24 protein-coding genes are annotated in these 26,288 nt (G+C 68.8%); 20 read left to right on the top strand and 4 right to left on the bottom strand.

The window, feature by feature from the left end:
• Nucleotides 1–3: 3 nt before the first annotated feature.
• From hisS to ACQPYM_RS25885, 3 genes are all read left to right on the top strand, one after another.
• Nucleotides 4–1,374, top strand: a complete 1,371-nt coding sequence (hisS, locus tag ACQPYM_RS25895; protein ID WP_433004920.1) for a histidine--tRNA ligase — start codon at nt 4–6, stop codon at nt 1,372–1,374.
• Nucleotides 1,371–3,143, top strand: coding sequence for an aspartate--tRNA ligase (gene aspS / locus ACQPYM_RS25890; protein WP_433004917.1), 1,773 nt, complete (start codon nt 1,371–1,373; stop codon nt 3,141–3,143). Before hisS ends, aspS begins: the two co-directional genes overlap by 4 nt.
• Nucleotides 3,144–3,299: 156 nt before the next feature.
• On the top strand, nt 3,300–4,250 hold the full coding sequence (locus ACQPYM_RS25885; RefSeq protein WP_433004914.1) for a glycoside hydrolase family 19 protein: 951 nt from the start codon (nt 3,300–3,302) through the stop codon (nt 4,248–4,250).
• Nucleotides 4,251–4,310: 60 nt separating this feature from the next.
• Here the strand turns inward: ACQPYM_RS25885 and ACQPYM_RS25880 are convergent, their stop codons facing one another.
• Complete coding sequence (locus tag ACQPYM_RS25880; protein ID WP_433004911.1) at nt 4,311–5,213, bottom strand: hypothetical protein; 903 nt, start codon at nt 5,211–5,213, stop codon at nt 4,311–4,313.
• Nucleotides 5,210–5,833 (bottom strand): RNA polymerase sigma factor, encoded by a 624-nt coding sequence (locus tag ACQPYM_RS25875; RefSeq protein WP_433004908.1) that lies wholly within the window; start codon nt 5,831–5,833, stop codon nt 5,210–5,212. The genes ACQPYM_RS25880 and ACQPYM_RS25875 overlap by 4 nt, the downstream gene beginning before the upstream one ends.
• A 189-nt stretch (nt 5,834–6,022) precedes the next feature.
• Between ACQPYM_RS25875 and ACQPYM_RS25870 the strand changes: the two genes are divergently transcribed.
• The 7 genes from ACQPYM_RS25870 to ACQPYM_RS25840 all read left to right on the top strand — a co-directional run bounded on the left by ACQPYM_RS25870 (nt 6,023) and on the right by ACQPYM_RS25840 (nt 12,317).
• Nucleotides 6,023–7,429: an MFS transporter gene (locus ACQPYM_RS25870; protein WP_433004905.1), complete on the top strand. Its 1,407-nt coding sequence runs from the start codon at nt 6,023–6,025 to the stop codon at nt 7,427–7,429.
• A 19-nt stretch (nt 7,430–7,448) separates the two neighbouring features.
• A complete protein-coding gene (locus ACQPYM_RS25865; RefSeq protein WP_433004902.1) occupies nt 7,449–8,024 on the top strand; it encodes a TetR/AcrR family transcriptional regulator in 576 nt (191 codons plus the stop codon).
• Nucleotides 8,021–8,452, top strand: coding sequence for a helix-turn-helix transcriptional regulator (locus ACQPYM_RS25860; RefSeq protein WP_433004899.1), 432 nt, complete (start codon nt 8,021–8,023; stop codon nt 8,450–8,452). Before ACQPYM_RS25865 ends, ACQPYM_RS25860 begins: the two co-directional genes overlap by 4 nt.
• 52 nt (nt 8,453–8,504) lie before the next feature.
• Nucleotides 8,505–8,933, top strand: coding sequence for a VOC family protein (locus ACQPYM_RS25855; RefSeq protein ID WP_433004896.1), 429 nt, complete (start codon nt 8,505–8,507; stop codon nt 8,931–8,933).
• 68 nt (nt 8,934–9,001) lie between these two features.
• Nucleotides 9,002–9,844, top strand: a complete 843-nt coding sequence (locus ACQPYM_RS25850) for a hypothetical protein (protein ID WP_433004893.1) — start codon at nt 9,002–9,004, stop codon at nt 9,842–9,844.
• Complete coding sequence (locus ACQPYM_RS25845) at nt 9,841–10,194, top strand: GntR family transcriptional regulator (protein WP_433004890.1); 354 nt, start codon at nt 9,841–9,843, stop codon at nt 10,192–10,194. The genes ACQPYM_RS25850 and ACQPYM_RS25845 overlap by 4 nt, the downstream gene beginning before the upstream one ends.
• A gap of 119 nt (nt 10,195–10,313) precedes the next feature.
• Nucleotides 10,314–12,317, top strand: coding sequence for a GxGYxYP domain-containing protein (locus tag ACQPYM_RS25840; protein ID WP_433004887.1), 2,004 nt, complete (start codon nt 10,314–10,316; stop codon nt 12,315–12,317).
• A 46-nt stretch (nt 12,318–12,363) separates the two neighbouring features.
• Here ACQPYM_RS25840 and ACQPYM_RS25835 read toward each other — a convergent pair whose 3' ends face one another.
• On the bottom strand, nt 12,364–12,957 hold the full coding sequence (locus ACQPYM_RS25835; protein ID WP_433004884.1) for an AMIN-like domain-containing (lipo)protein: 594 nt from the start codon (nt 12,955–12,957) through the stop codon (nt 12,364–12,366).
• 56 nt (nt 12,958–13,013) lie between these two features.
• Nucleotides 13,014–13,604, bottom strand: coding sequence for an AMIN-like domain-containing (lipo)protein (locus tag ACQPYM_RS25830; RefSeq protein WP_433004881.1), 591 nt, complete (start codon nt 13,602–13,604; stop codon nt 13,014–13,016).
• 95 nt (nt 13,605–13,699) lie between these two features.
• Between ACQPYM_RS25830 and ACQPYM_RS25825 the strand changes: the two genes are divergently transcribed.
• From ACQPYM_RS25825 to ACQPYM_RS25780, 10 genes are all read left to right on the top strand, one after another.
• On the top strand, nt 13,700–14,500 hold the full coding sequence (locus tag ACQPYM_RS25825; protein ID WP_433004878.1) for a GNAT family N-acetyltransferase: 801 nt from the start codon (nt 13,700–13,702) through the stop codon (nt 14,498–14,500).
• Nucleotides 14,501–14,575: 75 nt separating this feature from the next.
• Complete coding sequence (secA2, locus tag ACQPYM_RS25820; RefSeq protein WP_433004875.1) at nt 14,576–17,032, top strand: accessory Sec system translocase SecA2; 2,457 nt, start codon at nt 14,576–14,578, stop codon at nt 17,030–17,032.
• Nucleotides 17,033–17,119: 87 nt separating this feature from the next.
• Entirely contained in the window at nt 17,120–18,496 is a 1,377-nt protein-coding gene (locus ACQPYM_RS25815) for a replication-associated recombination protein A (protein ID WP_433004872.1), read from the top strand.
• Nucleotides 18,497–18,885: 389 nt separating this feature from the next.
• A complete protein-coding gene (locus tag ACQPYM_RS25810) occupies nt 18,886–19,308 on the top strand; it encodes a DUF948 domain-containing protein (RefSeq protein ID WP_433004869.1) in 423 nt (140 codons plus the stop codon).
• The gene (locus ACQPYM_RS25805) at nt 19,305–19,544 is read left to right on the top strand and encodes a DUF6167 family protein (protein WP_433004866.1); all 240 of its coding nucleotides are present in this window, start codon (nt 19,305–19,307) and stop codon (nt 19,542–19,544) included. The genes ACQPYM_RS25810 and ACQPYM_RS25805 overlap by 4 nt, the downstream gene beginning before the upstream one ends.
• A 5-nt stretch (nt 19,545–19,549) precedes the next feature.
• Nucleotides 19,550–22,219 carry an alanine--tRNA ligase gene (gene alaS / locus ACQPYM_RS25800; protein ID WP_433004863.1) on the top strand — a complete coding sequence of 890 codons (2,670 nt, stop codon included), beginning with the start codon at nt 19,550–19,552 and terminating at the stop codon, nt 22,217–22,219.
• A gap of 124 nt (nt 22,220–22,343) precedes the next feature.
• Complete coding sequence (ruvX, locus tag ACQPYM_RS25795) at nt 22,344–22,802, top strand: Holliday junction resolvase RuvX (RefSeq protein WP_433004860.1); 459 nt, start codon at nt 22,344–22,346, stop codon at nt 22,800–22,802.
• Between the two features lie 32 nt (nt 22,803–22,834).
• A complete protein-coding gene (mltG, locus tag ACQPYM_RS25790) occupies nt 22,835–24,001 on the top strand; it encodes an endolytic transglycosylase MltG (RefSeq protein ID WP_433004857.1) in 1,167 nt (388 codons plus the stop codon).
• Nucleotides 23,998–24,822, top strand: coding sequence for a shikimate dehydrogenase (locus tag ACQPYM_RS25785; RefSeq protein ID WP_433004854.1), 825 nt, complete (start codon nt 23,998–24,000; stop codon nt 24,820–24,822). The genes mltG and ACQPYM_RS25785 overlap by 4 nt, the downstream gene beginning before the upstream one ends.
• Nucleotides 24,809–26,275, top strand: a complete 1,467-nt coding sequence (locus ACQPYM_RS25780) for an FAD-binding oxidoreductase (RefSeq protein ID WP_433004851.1) — start codon at nt 24,809–24,811, stop codon at nt 26,273–26,275. Before ACQPYM_RS25785 ends, ACQPYM_RS25780 begins: the two co-directional genes overlap by 14 nt.
• The last annotated feature ends 13 nt before the right edge of the window (nt 26,276–26,288 follow it).

Genomic DNA, 26,288 nt, shown 5'->3' with positions numbered 1-26,288 from the left:
AAAATGAGCAAGGTAACCCCTATCAGTGGGTTTCCCGAGTTCCTCCCGTCGGACCGGATCGTCGAGCAGCAGTTTCTCGACGTGATCCGGGAGACGTTCGAGCTGCACGGCTTCGCCTCGATCGAGACGCGCGCCGTCGAGCCGGTCGAGCGGCTGTCGAACCAGGGGGAGGACGCGGACAAGGAGATCTACGCCGTACGCCGGCTCGGTGCTCCGGCCGAGGAGAAGTCGGATCTCGGCCTGCACTTCGACCTGACGGTGCCGTTCGCCCGGTACGTGCTGGAGAACTCGGGCAAGCTGGCGTTCCCGTTCCGGCGCTACCAGATCCAGAAGGTCTGGCGGGGCGAGCGCCCGCAGGAGGGCCGGTACCGCGAGTTCACCCAGGCCGACATCGACATCGTCGGCGACGGCACGCTGCCGTTCCACTACGAGGTGGAGTTGCCGCTCGTCATCGCGGACGCGTTCAGCAAACTGCCGATCCCGCCGTTCCGGATCCAGGTCAACAACCGGCAGATCCCGGAGGGCTTCTACCGCGGCCTGGGCATCGAGGACGTCGCCGCCGTACTGCGGATCGTCGACAAGCTGGACAAGATCGGCCCGGACAAGGTGACCCAGCTGCTGACCGCTGAGAGTGGCCCGGCGCTGTCGGCCGAGACCGCGAAGCAGGTGCTCCGGCTGGCCGAGATCTCCGCCACCGACGCGTCGTTCGTCGAGCAGGTGCGTGCGCTCGGCGTCCAGCACGAGATCCTCGACGAGGGCCTCGAGCGGCTGGCCGCCATCATGACCGCCGCCAACGAGCACGCCCCGGGTCTGCTGGTCGCGGATCTGAAGATCGCCCGCGGCCTCGACTACTACACCGGCACCGTCTACGAGACCCAGTTGATCGGTCACGAGTCGTACGGATCGATCTGCTCGGGCGGCCGCTACGACTCGCTGGCCAGCGACGGCAAGACGACGTACCCCGGTGTCGGCATCTCGATCGGGGTGTCCCGGCTCATCACCCGGCTGTTCAGCCACGGGCTGGTGAAGGGCTCCCGCAGTACGCCGACCGCCGTACTGGTTGCCTTGAACAACGAAGACGAGCGGTCCGAGGCGATGCGCACCGCGGCCGCGCTGCGTGGCCGGGGGATCCCGGTCGAGGTGGCGCCCGCGGCGGCGAAGTTCGGCAAGCAGATCAAGTACGCCGATCGCCGCGGCATCCCGTTCGTGTGGTTCAGCACCGACAGTGGCGCTGAAGTGAAGGACATCCGCAGTGGCGAGCAGGTGGCGGCTGACCCGGCCACCTGGACGCCGCCCGCGCAAGACGTACGACCCAGCATCGAAACACCGCAGCTCGAAACACCGCAGCTCGAAACCCCTCAGGAGAACTCGTGATCCGTACCCATTCCGCCGGCTCCCTGCGGGCCGAGCACACCGGACAGACCGTCACGTTGGCGGGCTGGGTGGCGCGGCGGCGCGATCACGGCGGCGTGGCGTTCATCGACCTGCGCGACTCCAGCGGCACCGTCCAGGTGGTCATCCGGGACGAGGCCGCCGCGCACGGGCTGCGCTCGGAGTACTGCCTGAAGATCGTCGGCACCGTCGCGGCGCGCCCCGAGGGCAACGCGAACCCGGACCTGCCGACCGGTGAGATCGAGATCATCACCGAGGAGATCGAGGTGCTGAGCGAAGCAGCGCCGCTGCCGTTCCCGGTCGAGGAGCACCACGCGACGCCGGTGAACGAAGAGGTCCGGCTGAAGTACCGGTACCTCGACCTGCGCAGGCAGGGCCCGGGCGCGGCGCTTCGGCTGCGCAGCAAGGTCAACAAGGCTGCCCGCGATGTGCTGGCCAAGCACGACTTCGTGGAGATCGAGACGCCGACGCTGACGAAGTCGACGCCGGAAGGTGCGCGGGACTTCCTGGTCCCGGCCCGTCTGCAGCCGGGCTCGTGGTACGCGCTGCCGCAGTCGCCGCAGCTGTTCAAGCAGTTGCTGATGGTGGCCGGGATGGAGCGGTACTACCAGATCGCGCGCTGCTACCGCGACGAGGACTTCCGCGCCGACCGGCAGCCGGAGTTCACCCAGCTCGACGTCGAGATGAGCTTCGTCGACCAGGACGACATCATCGCGCTGTCCGAGGAGATCCTGGTCGAGCTGTGGAAGCTCGCCGGGCACGAGGTGCAGACGCCGATCCGGCGGATGACGTACGCCGAGGCGATGGCCCGGTTCGGCAGCGACAAGCCCGACCTGCGGATGGGGCTCGAGCTGGTCGAGTGCACGGAGTACTTCAAGAACACGCCGTTCCGGGTCTTCCAGGCGCAGTACGTCGGTGCCGTGGTGATGCCGGGTGGCGCCGACCAGCCGCGCAAGCAGCTGGACGCGTGGCAGGAGTGGGCCAAGCAGCGCGGTGCTCGCGGGCTGGCGTACGTGCTGGTCGGCCAGGACGGCGAGCTGGGCGGACCGGTCGCCAAGAACCTGTCCGAGGAGGAGCGCGCCGGGCTGGCCGACCACGTCGGTGCGAAGCCGGGCGACTGCATCTTCTTCGCCGCCGGTGCAGTCAAGTCGTCGCGGGCGCTGCTGGGTGCGGCGCGGCTGGAGATCGGCCGTCGCGGTGGGCTGATCGACGAGTCGGCCTGGTCGTTCGTGTGGGTCGTCGACGCGCCGCTGTTCGAGCCGGCCGACGACGCGACCGCTGCTGGTGATGTCGCGGTCGGGTCGGGTGCGTGGACGGCGGTGCACCACGCGTTCACCTCGCCGAAGCCGGACTCGCTGGAGACGTTCGACACCGATCCTGGGTCGGCGCTGGCGTACGCGTACGACATCGTCTGCAACGGCAACGAGATCGGTGGTGGGTCGATCCGTATCCACCGCGAGGACGTGCAGAAGCGCGTGTTCAAGGTGATGGGGCTGAGCGACGAGGAGGCGACCGAGAAGTTCGGCTTCCTGCTCGACGCGTTCAAGTTCGGCGCCCCGCCGCACGGCGGCATCGCGTTCGGCTGGGACCGGATCACCGCCCTGCTGGCCGGCGCGGACTCGATCCGCGACGTGATCGCCTTCCCGAAGTCCGGCGGCGGCTTCGACCCGCTGACGTCGGCGCCCGCCCCCATCACCCCCGCCCAACGCAAGGAAGCCGGCGTAGACGCCAAGCCTGAACCGAAGGAGTAGGTTCCAGAAACTCCACCAACGCCCCGCGGCCCCTCAGGGTCGCGGGCGTTGTGTACTTGAGCAACTGTCGTGGAGCGGTGGGAAAGTGACGATGTGGTGACTGTTTGTTGGTAGAAAGTCGCCGCTTCGCATTCTCCTACCGCCCCAGGAGTTGTCATGGTCAAGCGCGTTCTTTCCTCTGTGCTGGCGTTGGCCGTCGTGGTCGCGGGCAGTGTGCTCGCAACCGCTCCGGCGCACGCCGCCACTTTCCGGACCACCGCCACCAACCTGAACATCCGCTCCGACGCCTACCTGTCCGCCTCGGTGATCAAGGTCCTCGCCGGTCCCACCTCCGTCGAGGTCGACTGTCAGCGTTCCGGCGACTCGGTCACCGTGCCGGGCCGGGCTGCGACCACCTGGTGGGCTCACCTCCCGGCCCACGGCGGCTACGCGACCGTCGGCTACATCGACACGACGGCCACCAAGCTCCCCGGCGTACCGGACTGTCCGCCCAATCCCAACCCGCCCGCCGACATCAAACTGGCCGACGTCCAGGCGATGTTCGGCAGCCGGATCGCCAACCCGTCGCTGGTCCAGACCGGGCTCCCGTCGCTCAACCAGGCGATGCGTGACGCGAACATCAACACGGCGTACCGCAAGGCAGCCTTCCTGGCGACGCTGGTGCACGAGTCGCGCTTGGAGTACAACATCCGCGAGATCGGAGACACGAGGCTGTACGGCGGTCGCGGCTACATCCAGCTCACCGGCGACTTCAACTACGGACCAGCAGGCCGGTACTTCGGTATCGACCTGCTCGGCAACCCCGAACTGGCCCGGTCGCTGCAGTGGAGCGCGCCGATCGCCCGCTGGTACTGGACGGTTGCCCGCAGCATCAACCCGTACGCGGACGCCCTGCACATGGGCAAAGTCAACGCAGCTATCGGCTACCCGGCCGGTACTGAAGACCAGCGCCGTTGCGACTCCTTCAAGAACGCGATCCGCTACCTCACCGGTTCGGTCCCAGGCGGCATCATCTGCACCCGTCCGACCGCCCTCAACGGCGACACCAGCAAGCTCAGCAAGCAGCAGTTCGACGCCCTCGCCAAGGAAGGCGGCGGCCTCGGCTGACCCCTCCTCAACCGAGGCAAGCCGGCCGGACGCCCCCGAGGTGTCCGGCCGGCTCCGCGCCTACCCGTACTCGATATCGCTGAAGATCTGCCGGCCGCTCTTGTCGAACGCCCGGATGTCGATCTCCGTTTCCCGCTTCTTGTTGACCGCCCCGGCCTGCGACGCCACGGCGTACCCGGTGCCGCCGGCCACCGGTACGCCGTACCAGGGCGAGGCTCCGCCGGTCCACCGGATCCGGACCTCGAGGCTGACCACCGACGGCATGGCAGAGAAGCGGTAGCTGGCGAAGAGCAGCGTCGGGGCGCCGTCGGGCAGCTCTTTGTACCGCCACTGCCCGATGACCGCATCCGCGGCATTGATCGACGCACTCTTCTCGAACGGGATGCCCGCCAGCGCGGGATCGAACACCTCGTAGAGCTCCGAGTCGATGCACTGCGCCCAGACTCCCTTCACGGTGGTCAGCGACTGCACGAGGACCCGGTCCTTGGTGGGCTGCACCTTTCCGCCTTCCCCAGGAAGGGTCTTCATCCACCGCGCCTGGTGCACCGTCGCCGTGTCGCCGTCCGCAGCGGCCGCCGTGTTGGGCGGCCCGTTGCCGCCCGTCGGCTGGCTGAGGCATCTTCGCGCGTTCTGCCTCGCCTCCTCAGGCGAGGCAGGGCCGAGATCGAGCGACACCCGCGGCGACTTCCCCGGCGACACCTTCTGCGCCTCCCGCGGGCTCGGCGAGGAGGTCGGCGAGGAGGTCGGCGTCGAAACGCCGGCGGCCGGCGGCCCGCCTCCCGGCTCGGCCAGTACTACGACCGCGGTGGTGATCAGGGCAATCCCGCAGGCCGCCGCGACCACGGGAACCCAAGGGGACCACCTGCGCTGACTCTGCTGCGCCGTCTTCACCAAGTGGGTGCGGAGCTGTTCGGCGTACTCCGGGTCGAGGTCCTCGACCGGCGGTGGGGTGGTGATATTCATCCGGTCTCCTCCATTCCGGTTTCCTCGAGCAGGGCGGGCAGCCGGCGCCGGGCGCGGGAGAGCCGGGCTTTCACGGTCCCCTCGGCCACCCCCAGTACTACGGCCGCCTCGGCGAGCGGCAGTTCCGCCCAGTAGACGAGTTCGACGGTTTCGCGCTCGTGGGCCGGCAGCCGTTTCAGTGCGGCCCGTACGGCCAGGATCCGCCGCTCCGAATCCAGCCGCGCGGCGACTGCCTCCGCGTGGTCCGGGTGGTGCGGCGGCGTCGGCTGACGACTGACGAACTGCGCCAGTCTCCGTTTGGCTCGCGTGGTGTTGCGGAGCTCGTTGCGCGCGATGGCGAGCAGCCAGGCCCGCGCGCTGTCGTGCTGCAGTGGTCCCGGATCGGATCGGCTGAACTGCCGCCACGCGGTGATGAAGGTCGCCTGCACCGCGTCGTCGGCCAGCGCATAGGAGCCGGTATGACGAACCGCGTAGGCGTGGACGACACCGGAGTACCTGCTGAACAGCTCACCGAGCGCCGACGGTTCGCAGCGGCGCAAGGCGTCCCACAACTCCTGGTCGGGCGACTCAGGCGCCGGGGCAGGAGGCGGCTTGTCCGGCCGGCTCGAGATCACACTCATACCTAACAGGGTCCGGACCGCCCTGCCGGGTTGCCACCGAGCGCGCCCTGTCGCCCGGGACGTCGGGACGGTGCTCGCTCCTCACTCGGTCGCTTGCTCCCAGGATTCGGCTCTTGCCGAAAGTTGCTCGCCGTGGCACGCTCTTCTTCATAAACTATACAGCAGTGTTCAGTTTAAGGAAGTGGAGAGATGCGGCGAAGCAAATGGCTGGTGCTCGGGCTGCTCGCGTTCGTGCAGTTCATGCTGGTGGTCGACATCACCGTCGTGCAGATCGCGTTGCCGAGTATCGGGAGCGACCTCGGGCTCGGGCGGGAGGCGCTCACCTGGGTGGTGACGACGTACACGCTGGTGTTCGGCGGGCTGATGATCCTCGGCGGGCGGCTGGCCGATCTGTTCGGTGCGCGGCGGACGTTGCTGATCGGTCTGGTGATCTTCACGGCGGCGTCGGCTGCGGCCGGCCTGGCGGGATCTGGTGCGCTCCTGATCGGAGGCCGGGCCGCTCAAGGGCTGGGCGCTGCGCTGCTCTCGCCGGCGGCGCTGTCGATCATCACGACGACCTTTCACGATAAAGATCGCAGTCGCGCGCTAGGGGTCTGGGCAGCCATCGGTGGGGCGGGGGCCGCGGCCGGCGTGCTGCTGGGTGGGCTGCTGACGGCCGGGCCCGGCTGGCAGTGGGTGTTCTTCGTCAACGTGCCGATCGGTGTGGCAGGGCTGGTGTTGCTGCCTCGTCTGGTCCCGGATCAGTACGGTGCGGGGCAGAGGTCGATCGACGTACCGGGGGCGCTGCTGGTGACCGCGGCGACGGGTCTGCTGATCTATGGGCTGGTCAACGCGGGTGAGGCCGGCTGGGGGAGTGCCAGCACTGTGGGCACCCTGCTGGCGGCAGCGGCGGCGTACGGGCTGTTCCTGGTGGTTGAGGCCAAGACGGCCCTGCCGTTGATGGATCTGCGCACTATGAGCCGTCGGCCGGTGGTGTCGGGGATGTTCCTGATGCTGGTGGCGACAGGGCTGCTGCTTGGCCTGTTCTTCCTGACCTCGCCGCTCCTGCAGGAGGTCCGTGGCTACAGCGCGCTCGAGACGGGGCTGGTGTTCCTGCCGGTGGCTCTGGCGATCACTGCGGGCGCACAGGTCGGGGGACACCTCATGGGGCGCTTCGGTGGGCGTGCTGTCGCTGCAGGGAGCTTCGTGGTGACAGCGATCGGCGCGGCCCTGCTGACTCAACTGGGGGAGAGCATCTGGACCGGAGTACTGCCTGGGTTCCTGCTGGCGGCGTTCGGGATCGGGCCAGTCTTCGTAACCGCTACGAGTACGACGTTGGCCAACGTGCCCAGCGCTGAGGCCGGGGTGGCGTCGGGTGTCGTCACTACCTTCCATGAGCTCGGCGGCAGCATCGGAGTCGCGGTGATGTCGACTGTGGCGGCTGCCAGCCTGGCTGGTCCGGTAGTGAGCGGTACGGACGGCTTTGCTGCCGGGTACGCCGCCTGCGCTGTTGCCGCGGCTGTGTCCGGAGCCGTCGCGCTGGTACTCGTCCCGGGTGGCAAGGCTGTCGCGGTAGCCGGGCATGGGCACGGCCATGGACACGGACATGGGCACTGAAGGCTCGTAGGGTGTAGCTGTGCCGACCTCCACTCCGAAGCGCAGGGCCGACGCCGAGCGGAACATCGAGACGATCCTGCGCAGTACCCACGAGCTGATGGCGCAAGGCGCGCTGCCGTCGATGAGCGAGGTGGCCAGTGCGTCCGGTATCGGCCGGGTCACCCTCTACTCGCACTTCCCCTCGCGTGAGGTGTTGCTGGAGGAGGTACTGCGGCGGGCCATCGCGCACACGGACGAAGTACTGACGGCCCTCGCGCTCGACGAGCAGCCGCCGCCGGAAGCGCTGGCACGGCTGGTCCGGGAGTCGTGGCCGATCCTGGACCGGCATCGGCGGGTGCGGACCATCGCACTCGCCGAGATCGGCCCGGAGGCGTTGCGGCGGCAGCACGACGCCGCCTTCCAGCACGTCGGCCGGTTGATCGAGCGGGGGCGTGCGACGGGTGACTTCCGCACCGACCAGCCGGTGGACTGGCTGGCGGCAGCCTTCTACGCGATCCTGCACGCGGCCGCCGACGAGGTCGACGCCGGCCGCCTCGTCTCTGAAGACGCCCCCGCCCTCCTCACCACCACCCTCCTCTCAACCCTCCGGCCATGACCAAGGCGGCCGTGCCGGTTGACCTCTTGCCTGGGTTGCGGCAGGCCCGGGATCTCGCCGATCGCGCCTATGCCGAGCCGCTCGACCTGACCGCGCTGGCCGCGGCGGCGGGTCTTTCGAAGTACCACTTCCTGCGCTGTTTCGCCGCGGAGTACGGCGAGACTCCGATGCAGTACGTCGCCCGCCGGCGGATCGAGCGAGCCACCGACCTCTTACGCGCCACCAACCTGACCGTCACCGAGGTCTGCCAACTGGTCGGCTACAGCAGCCTCGGGTCGTTCTCCCAGCGGTTCACCGAGCTGGTCGGGATGAGCCCGTCGGAGTACCAGCGGACCCAGCCGGGCGCCCGCATCCCGGGCTGCTTCGTCTTCATGCTCGGGCTGAACTCGGCAATCCCGGAGAAGCCAGCGGGTCCGTCCTCGCCGTAGCGTCGAAGCCAGCGATCCGCGCCGATCGCGACCGCTGCGACGAGGAGGAACCGTGATCAAGAACGTCAGCCTGGTCACCGTCTATGTGAACGACATCGACGAGGCCAAGGCCTTCTACACCGACAAGCTGGGCTTCGTGGTGGGTGAGGACATCACCCTGAGCCCGGACTTCCGCTGGTGCACCGTGCACCAGGCCGACCATCCGGAGCTCGAGTTGGCCCTGATGCTGCCCGGCCCGCCGATGGACGAGGAGTCGGCCGAGTCGATCCGCCGGATCATGGCGAAGGGCTCGATGCACGGCTTCGGCGTCAACACCGACGACTGCCACAAGACCTTCGCCGAGTTGGTTGCCAAGGGCGTCGAGTACATCCAGGAGCCGTCCGACCGCCCGTACGGCGTCGAGGCGGTACTCCGCGACAACTCCGGCAACTGGCTCGTCCTGGTCGAACAGAAGCCCTACACCCACGCCGACTTCCAGTAGCCCTCCTTGACATCACTCTTTGTATCAATACAATTGGCACAAAGAGTCGACGAGGGGAGCGGGTCCGGATGGTGATCTTCACGGGGGTGGCGATCGGCCTCACGATCGGAGCGGTGCTGGTCTGGCGGCGACGGGCGGAGGCGGGGCTGGCGGAGGCCTATGACCTGGTCCAAGCAGGGCTGCCGAACGAGACCGAGCTGGTCCAGGCGGCCGCACGGCGGTTCGAGCAGCGACAGGCGGGGGCCGTCATCGGCGCGTGGCTGGGTGGCATCCTCGCTCTCGGCGCGTTCGCGTCGCAGGGTTCGCCGATCATCGGGCTGCTCTGGAGTGGGCTGATCGGGACCTTCGGAGTGGCGGTCGCGACCTGCGTGTTCCACTTCCGCGCGGTCCGTGCCGCTCGCCGCGAAGGCCCCCGGCTGGCCAGGCTGGGACCACGCCGGCTCCGGGACTATCTGCTCTGGCCCGAGATCGTCGCGCAGTACGGCGAACTGGTGCTGCCGCTCGCCACCGCGGCAGTCGGCGTCCTGGTGCTGACCGGACAGGACGAACCGAGGATCGGCTGGGCCCTGGTCGGCGCCGGGGTGGCGGGTCTGCTGATCTGTGGGATCGCCCATGTCCTGCAGCGGAAGGTGCTTGCGCTCAGCCAGTCGGCGAGCGGAGAATCCGAGCTGCGCTGGGCGGAGGCGCTGCGGGCGGCTACGCTGCGGGAGCTGAGCCAGACGATGATGTGGGCCTGCTGGTTCCTCGGCGGCGCCACCATCGTGGCGGCCGACCTGCCGTCCGGTCTGCCGTCGTTCGTCGAGCCGCTCAGCTACGGCTTGTTCTGTGGGGGGATCGCGGTGCTGGTAGGAGCGCAGTTGTCAGGGTCGGGCAAGTGGGGGCTGCGGCGGTCGCAGCGGGCGATCGGATGATCATCTCGGTGGACCCGGCCGCATCCCGGCCGCCGTACGAGCAGGTCAAGCAGCAGATCGAACAGCTGATCCGCCGAGGCGAACTGGCGCAAGGAACGCGCCTGCCGACCGTGCGTCAACTGGCCGGCGACCTCGGGCTGGCGGTCAACACGGTGGCCCGGGCCTACAAGGAACTGGAAGCCGATCGCCTGATCGAAACCAGAGGCCGCAACGGCACCTTCGTGCTCGCCTCCCGCAGCCAGGTCGACGACGAAGAAACCCGAGCCGCGGCAACGATGCTTGCTCGTGCTGCCCGCCGAGCCGGCCTGAGCCTCTCCGAGGCGAGCAGGATCCTCTCCGAAGCCTGGTGAGACGGAAACGATTCCAAGCAATTTGCGGACAACGTTGTCTGAGGTCTCGACACGGCCTGCGATGGTGGCTAATCTCCCGGTGATTTGACAGCGATGTCAGCGACAGGGGAGTGGTCACGATGGTGTCGAGACGGACGTTCCTGGCGGGTAGCGGAGTCATGGCGGCGGGTGGGTTCGGGCTACTGCCCGGGCTGCCGGCGGCCGCCGCGCGGAGTACCACCGAAGGCCGGAGGTTGTTGCCGGCATTCGGAAGACCGAAACATCTGCACTACGGCGATGTGAGCAAGCTCAGCGGTGGTGATCAGACCCTGCTGACCACCTTGCAGGGCATCGTCAATCGCAGTACGCCGGAGCTCTATTTCCTGTACGCCGATGGCGGTCCGCAAGGCGTCGACGCTCGCTGGCTTGCCGACATGAAGCTGCCGACCACCCGGTACGCCGATCCGTTGGCGCTGGTCGCGAAGTACCGGCATCGGATTCGCGGGGCGATCATCCACGACCCGGAGGTGCCGGACTCGCTCAACGTCGCCACGACGCTGGCCGGGCTGGAGAACGCGGTGGTCGCGGACGCCGCGCAGGCCAAGGCACACGGACTCCGCGTAGTACAGGACCTGCGGGGCAAGTTCGACGACGATCGGTTGAAGACCTACCGCTGGCAGCTGGAGCATCTCTTCCCGCGCTGCAGCCGGCAACTGCTCGCCGGGCTGCCGCCGACGATGGTCGTGCAGGCCGAAGGTCTTACCTGGAAGGAGATCGCGCGGGAGACCCGGCAGATCCGCGACTCCTCGAACCGGGCCAGCTACCCGCTCGACGTCTCCGCGGGGCTCGGGAAGGAGTCGGTCTACGTCCGCTTCCAGGACTCCTTCGGCGACGACGGCTGGGGTCCGTCGGTGGTCTCGGTGTCGGTCAAGGCCAACGGTGCCGAGATCGCCAACTTCCGGCCCGGGACGGCGGCCGAGGAGCCGTACCTGTTCGACGGTCTCAACTCCTCGATCGGCGGTGAGGGCAACCGGTTCAGCGACGGTGGCGGGTACTTCATCTACAAGTTCACCCCGCCGGCCGGGACGACCTCGCTCGTCGTGACCGTGGAGATGTGGAACCAGTACCTCGTCACCGTCACCGACACCGCGCCTACCCGGGTGGAGCCGTTCCCCTACTTCCGTGACTACGTCGTGGCGACGAAGGCGCTGGTCAGCTGGCTCCCGCCGAACGGCCCGACTGGTGAGCTGCTCCGCGAGCACTTCGACAAGGTGGGACCGACCACGCCGTACGCCGGGTGGTTCTCGAACGACGTCGCGGGGGAGTGGAGTGGGGTCGACCTCGCCGCGCAGGGCGGTTCCGAAGTACTGCCCGCGGACTTCTACATGAACGGCACCGTGCACTCCGGTGTGGCGGCGCCGATCTCGGATCGCATCAGGAAGTTCACCAAGGTTCAGCCGAAGAACAAGGTCTACCTGACCCTGACCTTCGGTGAGGGCGACAACGTGCAGTACTGCCAGCGGCACATGCGCGACCTGTGGGACGACCCGCGCCGCGGTGAGGCGCCGGTCAACTGGACCGTCAGCCCGCTGCTGGCAGACATCGGACCCGCTCTGCTGAGCCACTACCAACGCACCGCGACCAAGAACGACCTGCTGATCTGCGGACCGTCCGGCGCGGGCTACACCTACCCCGGCGCCTGGCCGGCCGACCAGCTTGACGCGTACTTCAAATTGTCGGGCCGCTACATGCGCAGTACCGGGATGGATCTCGTCTACGCCTACAACCACCGCGAGAACGACAAGTGGGTCCCGTTCTCCGAGGCGATCGGTCGTGGGTATGCGAAACACACCCCGGTGAAAGGCATCATCCAGTCCTGGGAAGCCGGCGATCTGCTAGTACGCCGCGGCGGCATCCCCGTCATCGGCAACTTCTCGCCACCCGGCAAGGCCGCGGAGTACAAGGCGGCTCTCGATGCCCACATCGCGGCGTGGGACGGCAAGACGCCGCTCTTCATCGCGGGTGCCATCAACGCCTGGTCCTGGACGCCGACCGATGTCGCCGAACTCGCCAAGCTGCTGACCGAGCCGTACGAACTCCTGCTGGGCAACGCGTTCTTCGATCTGCTCAACCGCGTTCTCTGACTGGAAAGCTGGACCTGCCGCCACGCCGCGGCAGGTCCAGCTGTTCTCACCAGGTATGCGCGACGTCGACCACGATCCGGCCGGTACCCGATCCGGTGAGGGTGAAGACGCGGAACGGCAGCCGGGCGCGGACGCCGACACCGATGACGGTCTCGCCTTCGAAGCTTCCCGCGCTCACGACCTGCCGGAAGGTCCGGTAGCCACTGACGTTCGTCAGCTCGTCGTAGTCGGCCGGCTTGTAGGTGGGGCGACCATCGTCGTCGTAGGACGGTGCCAGCAGGACGATCTGCAGCTTGGCGCCACCGCGCAGCGGGATCAGCTTGCCCTCGCCGACGGTGTAGACGTTCGGCACGTAGTTCACGCGGTACCAGGACGGCTTTCCCTTGACGTCGAAGACGATCCGGTCGAAACACGGGTGCCGGCCGGTCCGGACGTTCGTCAGCTGTCCCGGTCCTTGCCAGGTGCTTGCCTCAGGCAATGATCCCCAGCCGGTGGCGCACCCGGCGGCAGCGGTGGTGGTCGTGGTCGGGGCGGCGTACGTCGGGACAGCGACGGCTCCCGCCGGTACTGCGGCGAGTGCGAACACTGCGACTGCGGTGCGGATCGGTTTGCGGATGTGGATGGTGTGAATACATTTCACGATGCCCCCCTTAGGACATCTAGTTAGATGCACCAAGGGGGGCCGAAGTTGTCAATTCACCAGTGGTGCGCCACGTCGACGACGAGGCGGGTCGTGTTGCCGGGACCGGCGAGGGTGAAAGCCCGGAACGGCAGCCGGGCCCGGACGCCGAGCGCCACAGTCGTCTGGCCTTCGAAGCTGCCGCCCCAGGCGACCTGGCGGAAGGTGTCGTACCCACCGACGGACGACAGTTCCCGCTGGCTCGCCATCCGGTACGTCGGCCGCCCGGCCGCGTCGTACGCCGCTGCGTGCACGACGATCTGGAGAACGGCTCCGCCGCGAGTGCGGACCGGCAAGCCGGAGCCGTCCATCGTGGCGACCTTGACGTACCCGATCTGGTAGCCGGTTCGCCGGCCGGTCAGGTCGACGACGAGGCGGTCGTAGCAGCCATGCCTGCCGGTACGGACGTTCTTGACCGTGGCCGCGCTCCACCTGCTGCTTGCCTCGGGCAACGAACCCCAGGTGGTCGCGCAGCTGGCGGTCCGTTCGGCGGCCTGTGTCCGCGCCTGCGCCGGTACGGCGACCGCGGCGCCGGTAGCGAGGGTAGCGATCGCCGCGGCAGCGAGCATGCCGCGGACGGGATGACGACTGACGCTGAACCTACTCATGACGCTCTTCCCTTCCGTGACTGGTGGGGCGCTCTGGTTGGTAGACGCGGTAAAGGGGATGACGGTTGACGTCGCAGCGGCGAAGATGGGCAGCGATGATGAAACCTGAAGAACTTCTCGACGTCTTCCACCGCCGCATCCGGCTACCGGACGCCGACACCATTCCCGGCTGGAAGCAGGAGGTGGACGGCCCGGTCCACCGCTCGTACTTCGAGGGCGAGGGCGGCGGCGGGTTCGTCGAGGCGCCGCGCGGCCTCGGTGACGACCCGGACGCGGTGATCGCCCGGCAGCTCGACTTCTTCCGCGACCGCGGGCTGGAGTTCGAGTGGAAGACCTACGCGTACGACGAGCCGGCGGATCTCGGCGAGCGGCTGACCCGGGCGGGGTTCGTCAAACAGGACCCCGAGACGCTGATCCTCGGTGAGGTCGACGCGATCCTGGCCCGGCCGGCGGCGCTGCCGTCGAAGGTGCGGATGCGCGACGTGGAGGAGCCGGCCGACTTCCACCGGATCGCCGTCCTGATGGACTCGCTGTGGAACAACGGGCTGGAGCGGATCGAGGAGCGGCTGCTGGCGGAGTACCGGATGTTTCCTGATCGGCTGGTGGTCACGCTGATCGAGGACGCGCTGCGCGGGCCCGAGGGACCGGCGCTGACGGCGGCGTGGATCCGGTTCCACCCGGGGACGGGATTCGCCAGCCTCTGGGGTGGCGGGACGCTGCCGGAGTGGCGGCGGCAGGGGCTGTACAGCGCGATCCTGGTGCACCGGGCGAAGATGGCGAAGGAGCGCGGGTACGAGTTCCTCCGGGTGGACGCGTCGGAGGACTCCCGGCCGATCCTGCAGAAACTCGGCCTGCACGCGGTCACCACCACCACGCCGTACGAGTGGAAGCCCTGACCCCAGGCTGCCCAACACGCCCGGGCCGGTGAGCGGAACGACCTGCGCAGGCTGTACGTTGCGGAGATCATGGCCATGAAACTCACCTCGCGCTTTCGCCGGCTGCTGCAGCGCCCCGGCTCGATCGACCTCGGCCCGTACGAGAAGCTGACCACCGCGGTCGGCGACGCGGAGGAGTCGCTCCAGGAACTCACCGACGACGAGCTCACCGAGGTCGTCACCGAGATGCGGACCACCGGCGGGCTGGACGAGGGCGACCAGATCGAGTTCCTCGCCCTGGCCCGGGAGGCCGGCAAGCGGGCGATCGGCGAGCGGGCCTTCGACGGCCAGATCGTCGGCGCGCTCGCGCTGCTGCAGGGCCGGATCGTCGAGATGGCGACCGGTGAGGGCAAGACGCTGGCCGGTGCGTTCGCCGCCGCCGGGTACGCGATCGGCGGCCGGCGGGTCCAGGTGATGGCCGTCAACGACTACCTGGCCCGTCGCGACGCGGAGTGGATGGGCCCGGTCTACAAGCTGCTCGGCGTCTCGGTCAGCTACATCGGCCAGGCGTCCAGCCCGGCCGAGCGCCGCGAGGCGTACCAGGCCGACGTCTGCTACGCCCCGGTCAGCGAGCTCGGTTTCGACGTACTGCGCGACCGGCTGGTCGACGACGTCGCCGACCGGGTCACCGTCAAGCCCGACGTGGCGCTGGTCGACGAGGCCGACTCGGTGCTGATCGACGAGGCTCGGGTGCCGCTCGTGCTGGCCGGCGCGACCCGGACCGAGGAACTCGACGACGACGTGATCACGCTGGTCCGCACGCTGCGGGCCGGGATCGACTACGAGATCGACGGCGACGGCCGGACCGTCGCGCTGACCGACAAGGGCACCGACAAGGTCGAGGAGCACCTCGGCGGCATCAACCTGTACGACGACGAGCACCTCGACCGGCTGACCCAGATCAACGTCGCCCTGCACGCCGAGGTGCTGCTGCGCCGCGACGTCGACTACCTGGTCCGCGACGGCAAGGTCAGCCTGATCAACAACAACCGCGGCCGGATCGCCAAGCTGCAGCGCTGGCCCGACGGTCTGCAGGCCGCGGTCGAGGCCAAGGAAGCAGTCCCGGTCAGCGACTCCGGTGAGGTGCTGGACAGCATCACCGTGCAGGCACTGGTCAGCAGCTACCCGACCCTGTGCGGCATGACCGGTACGGCGGTTGTCGTCGGCGAGCAGTTGCAGGAGTTCTACAAGGTCGAGGTGGCGGTCGTCCCGCCCAACAAGCCGAACATTCGCGTCGACGAGCCGGAACGGCTCTACCTGACCGCGGCGCAGAAGAACAAGGCGCTGGTCGAGCACATCGCCGAGGTGCACGAGACGGGCCGGCCGATTCTGATCGGTACGCACAGCGTCGAGGAGTCCGAGCAGCTGAGCGACATGCTCGAGGCGGCCGAGGTGCCGCACGTCGTACTGAACGCGAAGAACGACGCCGAGGAAGCCGCGATCATCGCCGAAGCGGGTGTGCCGGGGACGGTGACCGTGTCGACGCAGATGGCCGGTCGCGGTACCGACATCCGGCTCGGTGGGCGGGACGAGTCGCACGACAAGGACCGCGCGATCGAGCTCGGCGGGCTCTACGTGATCGGCACCGGACTGCACGCGTCCAGCCGGCTCGACGACCAGCTGCGCGGCCGCGCCGGCCGTCAGGGCGACCCCGGCGGTTCGCTGTTCTTCGCCAGCCTCGAGGACGAACTCGTCACCCGGTACTCCGTGACGTCGGGCCTGCGACCGTCGCCGGACGCCGAGGGACGGCTGACCGACCGCAAGGCGCTCGCGATGCTGGAGCACGCCCAGCGAGTGGCCGACGGCGCGAACGCGGAACTGCACCGGACTACCTGGTCGTACCACCGGCTCACCGGGCAGCAGCGGGCGATCCTGCTCGACACCCGCGAGAAGGTGCTGACCGAGGATCTGGCCGCCGAGGAGCTGGCGGAGCGGGCCAAGGAGCGGTACGACGAACTGGTCGAGGAGTACGGCGAGGAGACGGTCAAGGCGGCGGCTCGCAAGATCGCGCTGCACCACCTGGACCGCAAGTGGACCGACCACCTCGCCTACCTGGCCGACCTGCGCGAGGGCATCCACCTGCGCTCGCTGGCCGGTGGCATCGTGCATCTCAAGCCGATCGACGAGTTCAACAAGTCGGCGATCGCCTCCTTCGACACGCTGATCACGGACTCCTGGAAGGAAGCCGCCGAGACGTTCAAGGACGCCGAGATCACCGCGGACGGCCTGGACGAGGAAGCCTCCGGCGTACCCCGCCCGACGGCGACCTGGACCTACCTGGTCAACGACAACCCCTTCGGCACCGAGGCCGACCGCATCCTCGGCCGCCTCCGCAACGCCATCAAGCCGGAGTCCGCCGCCCAGCCCGAAGAGATCCCCGCCGAAACCTTCGAGGACCTCCCCGAAGAACTCCGAGACCTCGACGACGAAGACCTCCCCGAAGAACTCCGCGAGGCGGACGACCCGGAAGACCAGAAGAACCCCAAGGCCTGAAGCGCCCACCCCCTCCGCTCCACTCCTGGTGGACGGCGGCCGTCTCCCGGGACGGCGGGTGTCCGTGGGGGCGGTTAGGGTCGGGTTGTGAGTGATGGGTTGTTCGAGTTGCCGGGTGCGCCTGCTTCCAGTCGTGGGGGTGGGAGTTTGGCTGATGCCGACCACACCTCGGCGCCGCTGGCGGTGCGGATGCGGCCGCGGAGTCTGGACGAGCTGGTCGGGCAGCAGCATCTGCTGGCTCCTGGTTCGCCGTTGCGGCGGCTGGTCGAGGGGGACCAGCCGATGTCGCTGCTCCTGTGGGGTCCGCCCGGCACCGGGAAGACGACCATCGCGGCCGTCGTCTCGCATGCGACCAATCGCAAGTTCGTGGAGTTGTCCGCGGTCACCGCTGGGGTGAAGGAAGTCCGGCAGGTGATCGACGGGGCCCGGCGTGACCTGGCCCGGCCGGGCAACACCGTCGAGACCGTGCTGTTCATCGACGAGGTCCACCGATTCACCAAGGCGCAGCAGGACGCGCTCCTACCAGGTGTGGAGAACCGCTGGGTGACGCTGGTCGCCGCGACCACCGAGAACCCGTTCTTCTCCGTCATCTCCCCGCTGCTGTCCCGCTCGCTGCTCCTCACGCTGGAGTCGCTGACCGACGACGACATCGCAGTACTGCTTGACCGTGCGTTGACCGACGAGCGTGGGCTGAACGGCGCGTACCGGCTCGAGGACGACGCCAGGGATCACCTGCTGCGGATGGCCGGCGGTGACGCGCGCCGAGCTCTCACGTACCTCGAGGCTGCCGCCGGTGGCGCGCGGGCCAAGGATCCCGGCGCCGAGATCGCGGTGATCGATCTCGCGACGCTGGAGACCGCCGTCGACCGGGCCGCCGTCCGCTACGACCGGGCCGGCGACCAGCACTACGACGTCGCGTCCGCGCTGATCAAGTCGATCCGGGGTTCCGATGTCGACGCCGCGATGCACTACCTGGCCCGGATGGTCGAGGCCGGTGAGGATCCGCGGTTCATCGCCCGCCGGCTGGTGATCTCGGCCAGTGAGGACATCGGGATGGGTGACCCGACCGCCCTGGGCGTCGCGGTCGCAGCCGCCGACGCGGTTCAGCTGATCGGCATGCCCGAGGCGAGGATCAACCTCGCGCAGGCCGTCGTCGCCCTCGCGCTGGCACCCAAGTCCAACGCGGTGATCATGGCCATCGACGCCGCGATCGCCGACGTCCGGGCCGGCAAGGTCGGCCCGGTCCCGTCCCATCTGCGCGACGCGCACTACTCCGGCGCGAAGAAACTCGGCCACGGCAAGTCGTACCAGTACTCGCACAACGATCCGCGCGGCGTGGTCGCCCAGCAGTACGCGCCGGACGTCGTCGACAAGGTGGACTACTACCAGCCGACCCGGCGCGGCGGCGAAGCGGCATACGCCGAGGCGCTGACCAAGATCCGCGAGATCCTCCGGAAGCGTTGAGACACGCGCAGTACGCCGGTAGGTCACTGTCGGTGGCCGAGGGCTGGACCGCTGAGCAGGAACCTGCCAAGAGACGGTGACGGCGCTTGGGTGCGGTGTGACGATGGGGGTAGGGGAGAGTCTCCTCCGCGGTAGCCGGGCAAACCCCCGTAGCCCGGCCTATTCCCGTCCGCGGAGTGAGCCGCATCATTCCGGTGGACCCGGCCGAGGTCACTCGACCTGATCGGTGCTTTCACCGGGATGGTGCCGGCTACGCCGTCGCCGATGGCCGGGTAGCTGACACCGCAGCGAGGGTGTCCCTGTGACGGGGACTGTGCTACCCGCGCGATAAGGTCCCTGGGTACCCGGGGCCACGGGACGGGCAGTCGAACGGAAGGTGGATCGTAACCATGAGCGTCGGTGAAGTCGCGGGGCTGATAGCGGCCTGCGCACTGCTCATCCTGGTGGGCCTGCTGGCCTATCCGATCCTGAAGCTGGGCAAGGTGTTCGACGAGACCCGGATCATGGTGAAGGGCGTGTCCGACTCCAGCGTGCCGTTGCTGGGCGAGGTGACCACCACTGTCGCCACCACCAATGCGCAACTGGCGAAGGTCGACACGATCACCGACAACGCGACCACCGTGACGACCAACGCGGCCGCGCTCGCGTCCTTGTTCGCGGCGACCGCGGGTGGTCCGTTGGTGAAGGCGGCCGCGTTCACCTACGGCGTCCGCCGGGCACTGGGAGAGAACCAGCGCCGGGACGTGTCCCGCCGGGTGAAGGACGAGATGAAGGCCGAACGCAAGGCGAAGAAGCGCGGTGACGCACTGTGAAGCGGATCCTGTGGTTCATCATCGGCACCGCGGTCGGCGTCTACGCGGTGACCCGGTTGAAGAAGCGGGCCCAGGTGCTCGCGCCGGAGAGCCTGCAGCAGTCGGCCGAGAAGGTGGCCAGCGCGATCCGGCACTTCGGCGACGAGGTACGGGCCGGCATGGCCGAGCGGGAAACCGAGCTGCGCGACGCGCTCGGGATAGACACAGCAGCAAACGAACGTGAGGACTACCGGTAACACCCATGGAAACCAGTGAAGTTCGCCGGCGGTTCCTGAAGTACTTCGAAGACCGCGAGCACACCGTGGTGCCGAGCGCGCCGTTGCCGTCGCCGGACCCGAACCTGTTGTTCAACGTCGCCGGGATGGCCCAGTTCGTCCCGTACTTCGTCGGCCAGCAGACGCCGCCGTACGCGCGCGCCACCAGCGTGCAGAAGTGTGTCCGGACCCTCGACATCGAGGAGGTCGGCAAGACCACCCGGCACGGCACGTTCTTCCAGATGAACGGCAACTTCTCCTTCGGCGACTACTTCAAGGAAGAAGCCGTCCAGTACGCCTGGGAGCTGGTCACCAAGCCGCAGAGCGAGGGCGGCTACGGTTTCGACGAGTCGGTCCTGTACGCCTCGGTGTACTACGAGGACGACGAGGCGATCGACATCTGGAAGCGGGTCGCCGGGCTGCCCGACGACCGGATCGTCCGGCTCGGGATGAAGGACAACTTCTGGTCGATGGGCATCCCGGGTCCGTGCGGCCCGTGCTCGGAGATCCTGATCGACCGCGGCGCGGAGTTCGGCGCCGACCGGGACTGGGAGGCCGGCGACCGGTACCTGGAGTTCTGGAACCTGGTCTTCATGCAGAACATCCGCGGTGAGGGTGGCGGCAAGGAGGGCTACCCGATCCTCGGCGAGCTGCCGAAGAAGAACATCGACACCGGGCTGGGCCTGGAGCGGGTCGCGTACCTGCTGCAGGGCGTCGACAACATGTACGAGATCGACGAGATCTACCCGGTGATCGAGAAGGCGTCCGAGCTGAGCGGCCGCAAGTACGGCGCCGACCAGGTCGACGACGTCCGTTTCCGGGTGATCGCGGACCACGTCCGCAGCGCGCTGATGCTGATCGGCGACGGCGTCACCCCGGGCAACGAGCAGGGCGGCTACGTCCTGCGCCGGCTGCTGCGCCGCTCGATCCGCTCGATGCGTCTGCTCGGCTACGAGGACCCGAGCCTGGTCGAGCTGCTGCCGACCAGCCTGGAGCAGATGAAGAAGTCGTACCCCGAGCTGGAAGCGGACTTCCCGCGGATCAGCCAGATCGCGTACGCCGAGGAGGACGCCTTCCGGCGGACCCTCACCGCCGGCACGAGCATCTTCGACCTGGCGGTGAAGAACCTGAAGGCCGACGGCGGCGCTCAGCTGGCCGGCAACCAGGCCTTCCAGTTGCACGACACGTACGGTTTCCCGATCGACCTGACCGTCGAGATGGCCGCCGAGCAGGGCCTGCAGGTCGACACCGAGGGCTTCCGCTCGCTGATGAAGGAACAGCGCGAGCGGGCCAAGGCGGACGCCCGGGCCAAGAAGGCCGGTCACGCGGACACCTCGGGGTATCGGGAGCTGCGCGAGAAGGGCGTCACCGAGTTCACCGGGTACGACGAACTGGCGACCGACTCGCAGATCCGCGGCGTACTGCGTGAAGGCGTGGTGGCGCCCGCCGCCGAGCAGGGCGAGACCGTCGAGGTCGTGCTCGAGAAGACCCCGTTCTACGCGGAGTCGGGTGGCCAGATCGCCGACGAGGGCCTGATCGTCGGCGACGGCTTCAAGCTGAAGGTGCTCGACGTCCAGCGGCCGGTCAAGGGCCTGATCGTGCACCGGGTCGAGGTCGTCGAGGGTGTGCTCCAGCCTGGTCTGGACGTGCACGCCGAGGTCGACAAGGAGTGGCGCATCTCGGCTTGCCAGGCGCACTCCGGCACGCACGTCGTGCATGCCGCGCTGCGGCAGGTGCTCGGCCCGACCGCGTTGCAGAGCGGTTCGTACAACAAGCCCGGCTACCTGCGGCTCGACTTCGCGTGGTCGTCGTCGCTGGACCAGGCGACCCGCAGCGAGATCGAGGAAGTGGCGAACCTCGCCGTCCGGCAGGACCTGCCCGTCTCGGCGCAGTACATGTCGCTGCCGGAGGCGCGGGAGTGGGGTGCGCTGGCGCTGTTCGGCGAGACGTACGACGACTCGGTCCGCGTGGTCGAGATCGGCGGGCCGTGGTCGCGTGAGCTCTGCGGTGGGACGCACGTCAAGCACTCCTCGCAGGTCGGTGCGCTGACCGTGACGGGCGAGTCGTCGGTCGGCGCCGGTGTTCGCCGGCTGGAGGCGTTCGTCGGGATGGAGGCGCTGCACTACCTGGGTCGCGAGCGGGCCCTGGTGCGGCTGCTGTCGGAGAACCTGAAGACGCGTCCGGAGGAGCTGCCCGCGAAGGTGGCTGACCTGGCCGAGCGGCTGCGGGTGGCGGAGAAGGAGCTGGAGCGGATCCGCGCGGGTCAGGTGCTGGCTGCCGGGGCGGAGCTGGCCAAGAACCCGAAGGACGTGTTCGGCGTCGCGTACGTCGGTCACCGGGCGCCGGACGGCGTGAACGGTGGTGACCTGCGCAAGCTGGCGCTCGACGTCCGCGGCCGGATGCCGGCCGACAAGCCGGCCGTCGTCGCGGTACTGAGCGTCAACGACGGCAAGCCCGGCGTGGTCGTCGCGCTGAACGACACGGCGCGCGAGTGGCGCCTGAAGGCCGGCGACCTGGTCCGCGTCGCCGCCGAGCAGCTCGGCGGCCGAGGCGGCGGCAAGGACGACGTAGCCCAGGGCGGCGGCACCGACCCCGCCGGAGCCCCCCAAGCCCTCAGCGCGGTCGAACACGCCATCGGCCAACTAGTAACCGGGTAGCCATGTCCCGCCCTCACACCCCCACGCCGCGCGGAAGCGCGGAGGCGCCGGGCGCAGCGGCTGCTTCTTTTCAGCACAGTGCGCGGCGCAGCCGCGTGCGGTGCTCCTGTGGTGGGGCACACTAGTGCGCCGGGGCGTGCGGGTGGCGTTGGATGTCGGGGATGCCCGGATCGGGGTCGCCAGTTCGGATCCGCACGGGATTCTTGCTACTCCGGTGGAGACTGTCCGGGTCGGACCCGGTGCGCTGGAGCGCGTTGTCGGGCTGGTCGTCGAGTTGGAGGCGTTCGAGGTGGTGGTCGGGTTGCCTCGGTCGTTGTCCGGTGGGGAAGGGCCCGCCGCGGCCAAGATCCGGGCGACCTGCGCCCAGCTCACCGAGCTGCTGGCGAAGGCGGACGTGCCGGCTCAGTTACGGCTGGTGGACGAGCGGTTCACCACGGTCACCGCCGAACGGATGCTGCGCGAACGGGGTAAGAAGGGTTCCAAGCGGCGGGCCGTGGTCGACCAGGCCGCGGCGGTCGTGATTCTGCAACACGCGCTCGAAGTCGAGCGTGAGACCGGCAACCCACCCGGGAGGCCCCTGTGAACGGAACATCGGTGAACCAAGACCGTGATGACTTGAGCGACGACCTGGACGAAGATCTCGGCCTGCGCCCGGAGGGCAGGGCCGAGCGCCGGGCGCACCGGCGCAAGACCCGGGCCAAGCGCGGGTTCGGCTGCTTCGCCGGTCTGATCTCGCTGATGGTCGTCGGCGCCCTGGTCGCGGGCCTGGTGATCGGCTTCGGCAAGGGCCGCGACGCGCTGGAGAAGGTGTTCGCCGCCCCGGACTACGAGGGCACCGGCACCAGCACCGTCACCGTCGAGATCAGCAGCGGGCAGAGCTCCCAGGCGATCGCGGACACGCTGGAGAAGAAGGGCGTGGTGAAGAGCGCCAAGGCGTTCGAGCGGGTCGCCCGCGACGATCCCCGGTCCAAGAAGATCCAGGCCAACACCTACACGCTGAAGAAGGAGATGTCGGCCAAGGCTGCTCTCGAGCTGCTGCTGGACACGGCGAAGTCGGTGCTGGTCACCCGGTTCACCATCCCGCCGGCCCGGACCAAGGCGGAGATCGTCGACCTGCTGCAGAAGTCGAAGGCGGTCAAGCTGCCGGCCGGTGCCGCCAAGGCCGCGATGGACCGGCCGCAGACGCTGCGGCTGCCCACCTTCGCGAAGGGCAACCCGGAGGGCTTCCTGTTCCCGGGCACCTACGACATCCCCAAGGACGCGAACGCGAACCTGATCCTGCGGATGGCCACCGCCCGGTTCAGCAAGACCGCGGGTGAGTTGCAGCTGGCCCAGACCGCCAGCCGCAAGAAGCTCGATCCCTACCAGGCCGTCATCGTCGCGAGCATCATCGGCGCCGAGACGAACCGCAAGGAGGACTACGCCAAGGTCGCCCGGGTGATCTACAACCGGCTGCAGGCGGGCAAGAAGCTGCAGATGGACTCGACCATCCACTACGTGGTCGGCCGCAGCGGTGGCGTCTTCACGTCGAAGGAGCAGCGCGACACGGATTCGCCGTACAACACCTACAAGTACGCCGGGCTGCCGCCGACGCCGATCAACTCGCCCGACAAGGACACCCTGCGGGCGGCGCTGAACCCGGCGGCGGGTGGCTGGATGTACTTCACCCTGGTCAACCTCGACACCGGTGAGACCGTGTTCGCGAACACCGGCGAAGAGCACCAGAACAACGTGAAGAAGCTGCAGACCTGGTGCGCGGCCCACCCCGGCAGGTGTGGATGACCCGGTGTGCCGTGCTCGGTAGCCCGATCGCGCACTCCCTCTCGCCGGCCATGCACCGGGCGGCGTACGCCGAGCTCGGCCTCGACTGGCGGTACGACGCCTTCGAGGTCGGCGAGGACGAGTTGCGGACCTTCCTGAGCACGTTGGGTGATGACGTCCGGGGCCTGTCCCTCACGATGCCGCTGAAACGGGTCGCGCTCGACCTGGTCGACGCCGTCGATCCGGTTGCCGAGCTGATCGGTGCGGCGAACACGATGCTGTTCGAACCCGACGGCTCCCGGTCGGCGCACAACACCGACGTACCGGGTCTGGTGGCGGCCTTCGCCGAGCGGGGGATCACCGGCGCGGACACGGCCGTCGTACTGGGTGGGGGAGCGACGGCGGCGTCGACGCTCGCCGCGTTGCGGGGGCTGAAGGTCAGTGAGGTCACGCTGGTCGTGCGCGACCCGGCGAAGGCCGAGCGGCTTCGCGATCTCGCGGCCGAGCTGGGGCTGACCACCTCGGTGGCGGACTTCGCGCAGGTCGAGCAGATCGGTGGCTTCGACCTGTGCGTCTCCACGCTGCCGGGTGGAGCGGTCGATCCGTGGGCCGAGCACTTCGCCCAGGTGGCTCCGGTGGTTTTCGACGTGGCGTACCACCCGTGGCCGACGCAGCTGGCGATCGCGGCGCACCGGATCGGTACAGAGCTGTTGAACGGCCTTGACCTGCTCGTGCACCAGGCGACCCTCCAAGTCGAGATGATGACGGGGAGGTCGCCGGCTCCGTTGGCTGCCATGAGAGCCGCCGCGCGTGAGGAGCTGGACGAGCGTGAGCCACATTGACCGCCGAACCCTGCTGAAAGCCGGTGGAGCGCTGGCCGCCGCCACGCTGACCACCACCGGTAGCACCCCGGCCCACGCCGGCTCCGCCCACACGACCGGTACGACGGCCGGGCCGGACTGGACCGCGTTCCAGCGTAGCCTCAAGGGCAGGGTGTACCGGCCAGGTCAGCCCGGCTATCCGACCGTGCGACAGCTCTTCAACCCGCGCTGGGACTCCGTCCAGCCGGCCGCCGTCGTCCGGGCCGCCGGGGGTAACGACGTCCGCGCCGCGATCCTGTTCGCGCGGAAGAACCGGCTCGTCTCGGTACCGAAGAGCGGCGGGCACTCCTACGTCGGTGCCTCGACGGTCAGCAACGGCCTGGTCGTCGACGTCAGCGCGATGCGGAGCATGAGCTACGCGGGCAACGTGCTCACCGTCGGCGCTGGTGCCAAGTTGTACGACGTGCACGCGTTCCTCGACAAGCACGGCAAGTCCCTGCCGACCGGGACCTGCCCGACCGTCGGGATCGCCGGGCTCACCCTCGGCGGCGGGCTGGGCGTGCACACCCGCGCCTTCGGTCTGACCTGCGACCGGATCCAGTCGCTGGGCGTGATCACCGCCGACGGCGTGGCCCGCAACGTCAGCGCGACCTCCGACCCCGACCTGTTCTGGGCGCTGCGCGGCGGTGGCGGCGGCAACCTCGGCATCGTGACCTCGTTCAAGCTGATCACGATCCCGGCGACGAAGCTCGGCTTCTTCCGGCTGACCTGGCCGGAGTCCCGGGCGGCCGACGTCGTCCGCGGCTGGCAGAAGTTCGCCGTGGCCGCGCCGATCACCGCCTGGGCCAACCTGCGCATCGTTGCGCAGAGCAACGGAACGCTCGGGGTCACCGTGCTCGGCGTCTCGACCACCGGCAACGGCGCGGCCGCCGCGGCGCAGTTGGAGTCCTACGTCAAGGTCAAGGCGACCACCCGCAGCTTCGCGGTCCGCACCCATATGGAGGCGGTGAAGTACCTCGGTGGCGGGACGACCAGCGCGCGGCAGGGCTTCCTGGCCGGCTCCGACGTACTGAAGCCGCTGACCGAGCCGACCATCGCCGCTTTGGTGGGCGCGGTGAAGGCGGCGGCCAGGGCGAAGCTCCCCGCCGTGGCGATCATGGACCCGCTCGGCGGCCAGGCAGCGAAGGTGCCTTCGGGTGGATCGTCGTGGGGCTGGCGTTCCGCGGTCGGCGTTGTCCAGTGGTACTCCGGACTGGCCGCGCACCCGACCTCGGCTCAGCTCAGGGCGGCCCAGACCTTCATCACCAACGGGCATCGCGCAGTACGCCCGTCGACCGCCGGCGGCTACGTGAACTACCTGGAGACCGGCCGATCCGTCACCAGCTACTACGGCGCCAACTACGCCCGGCTGCAGGCGGTCAAGAAGAAGTACGACCCGACCAACTTCTTCCGCACTGCCTACACGATCGTCTGATCCGGCGCACCGC

It is taken from the genome of Kribbella sp. CA-294648 (assembly GCF_050943845.1).
Lineage (GTDB): Bacteria > Actinomycetota > Actinomycetes > Propionibacteriales > Kribbellaceae > Kribbella.
Note: the sequence above shows the minus strand (reverse complement) of the source record. Positions and strands in the feature narration are given on the sequence as shown.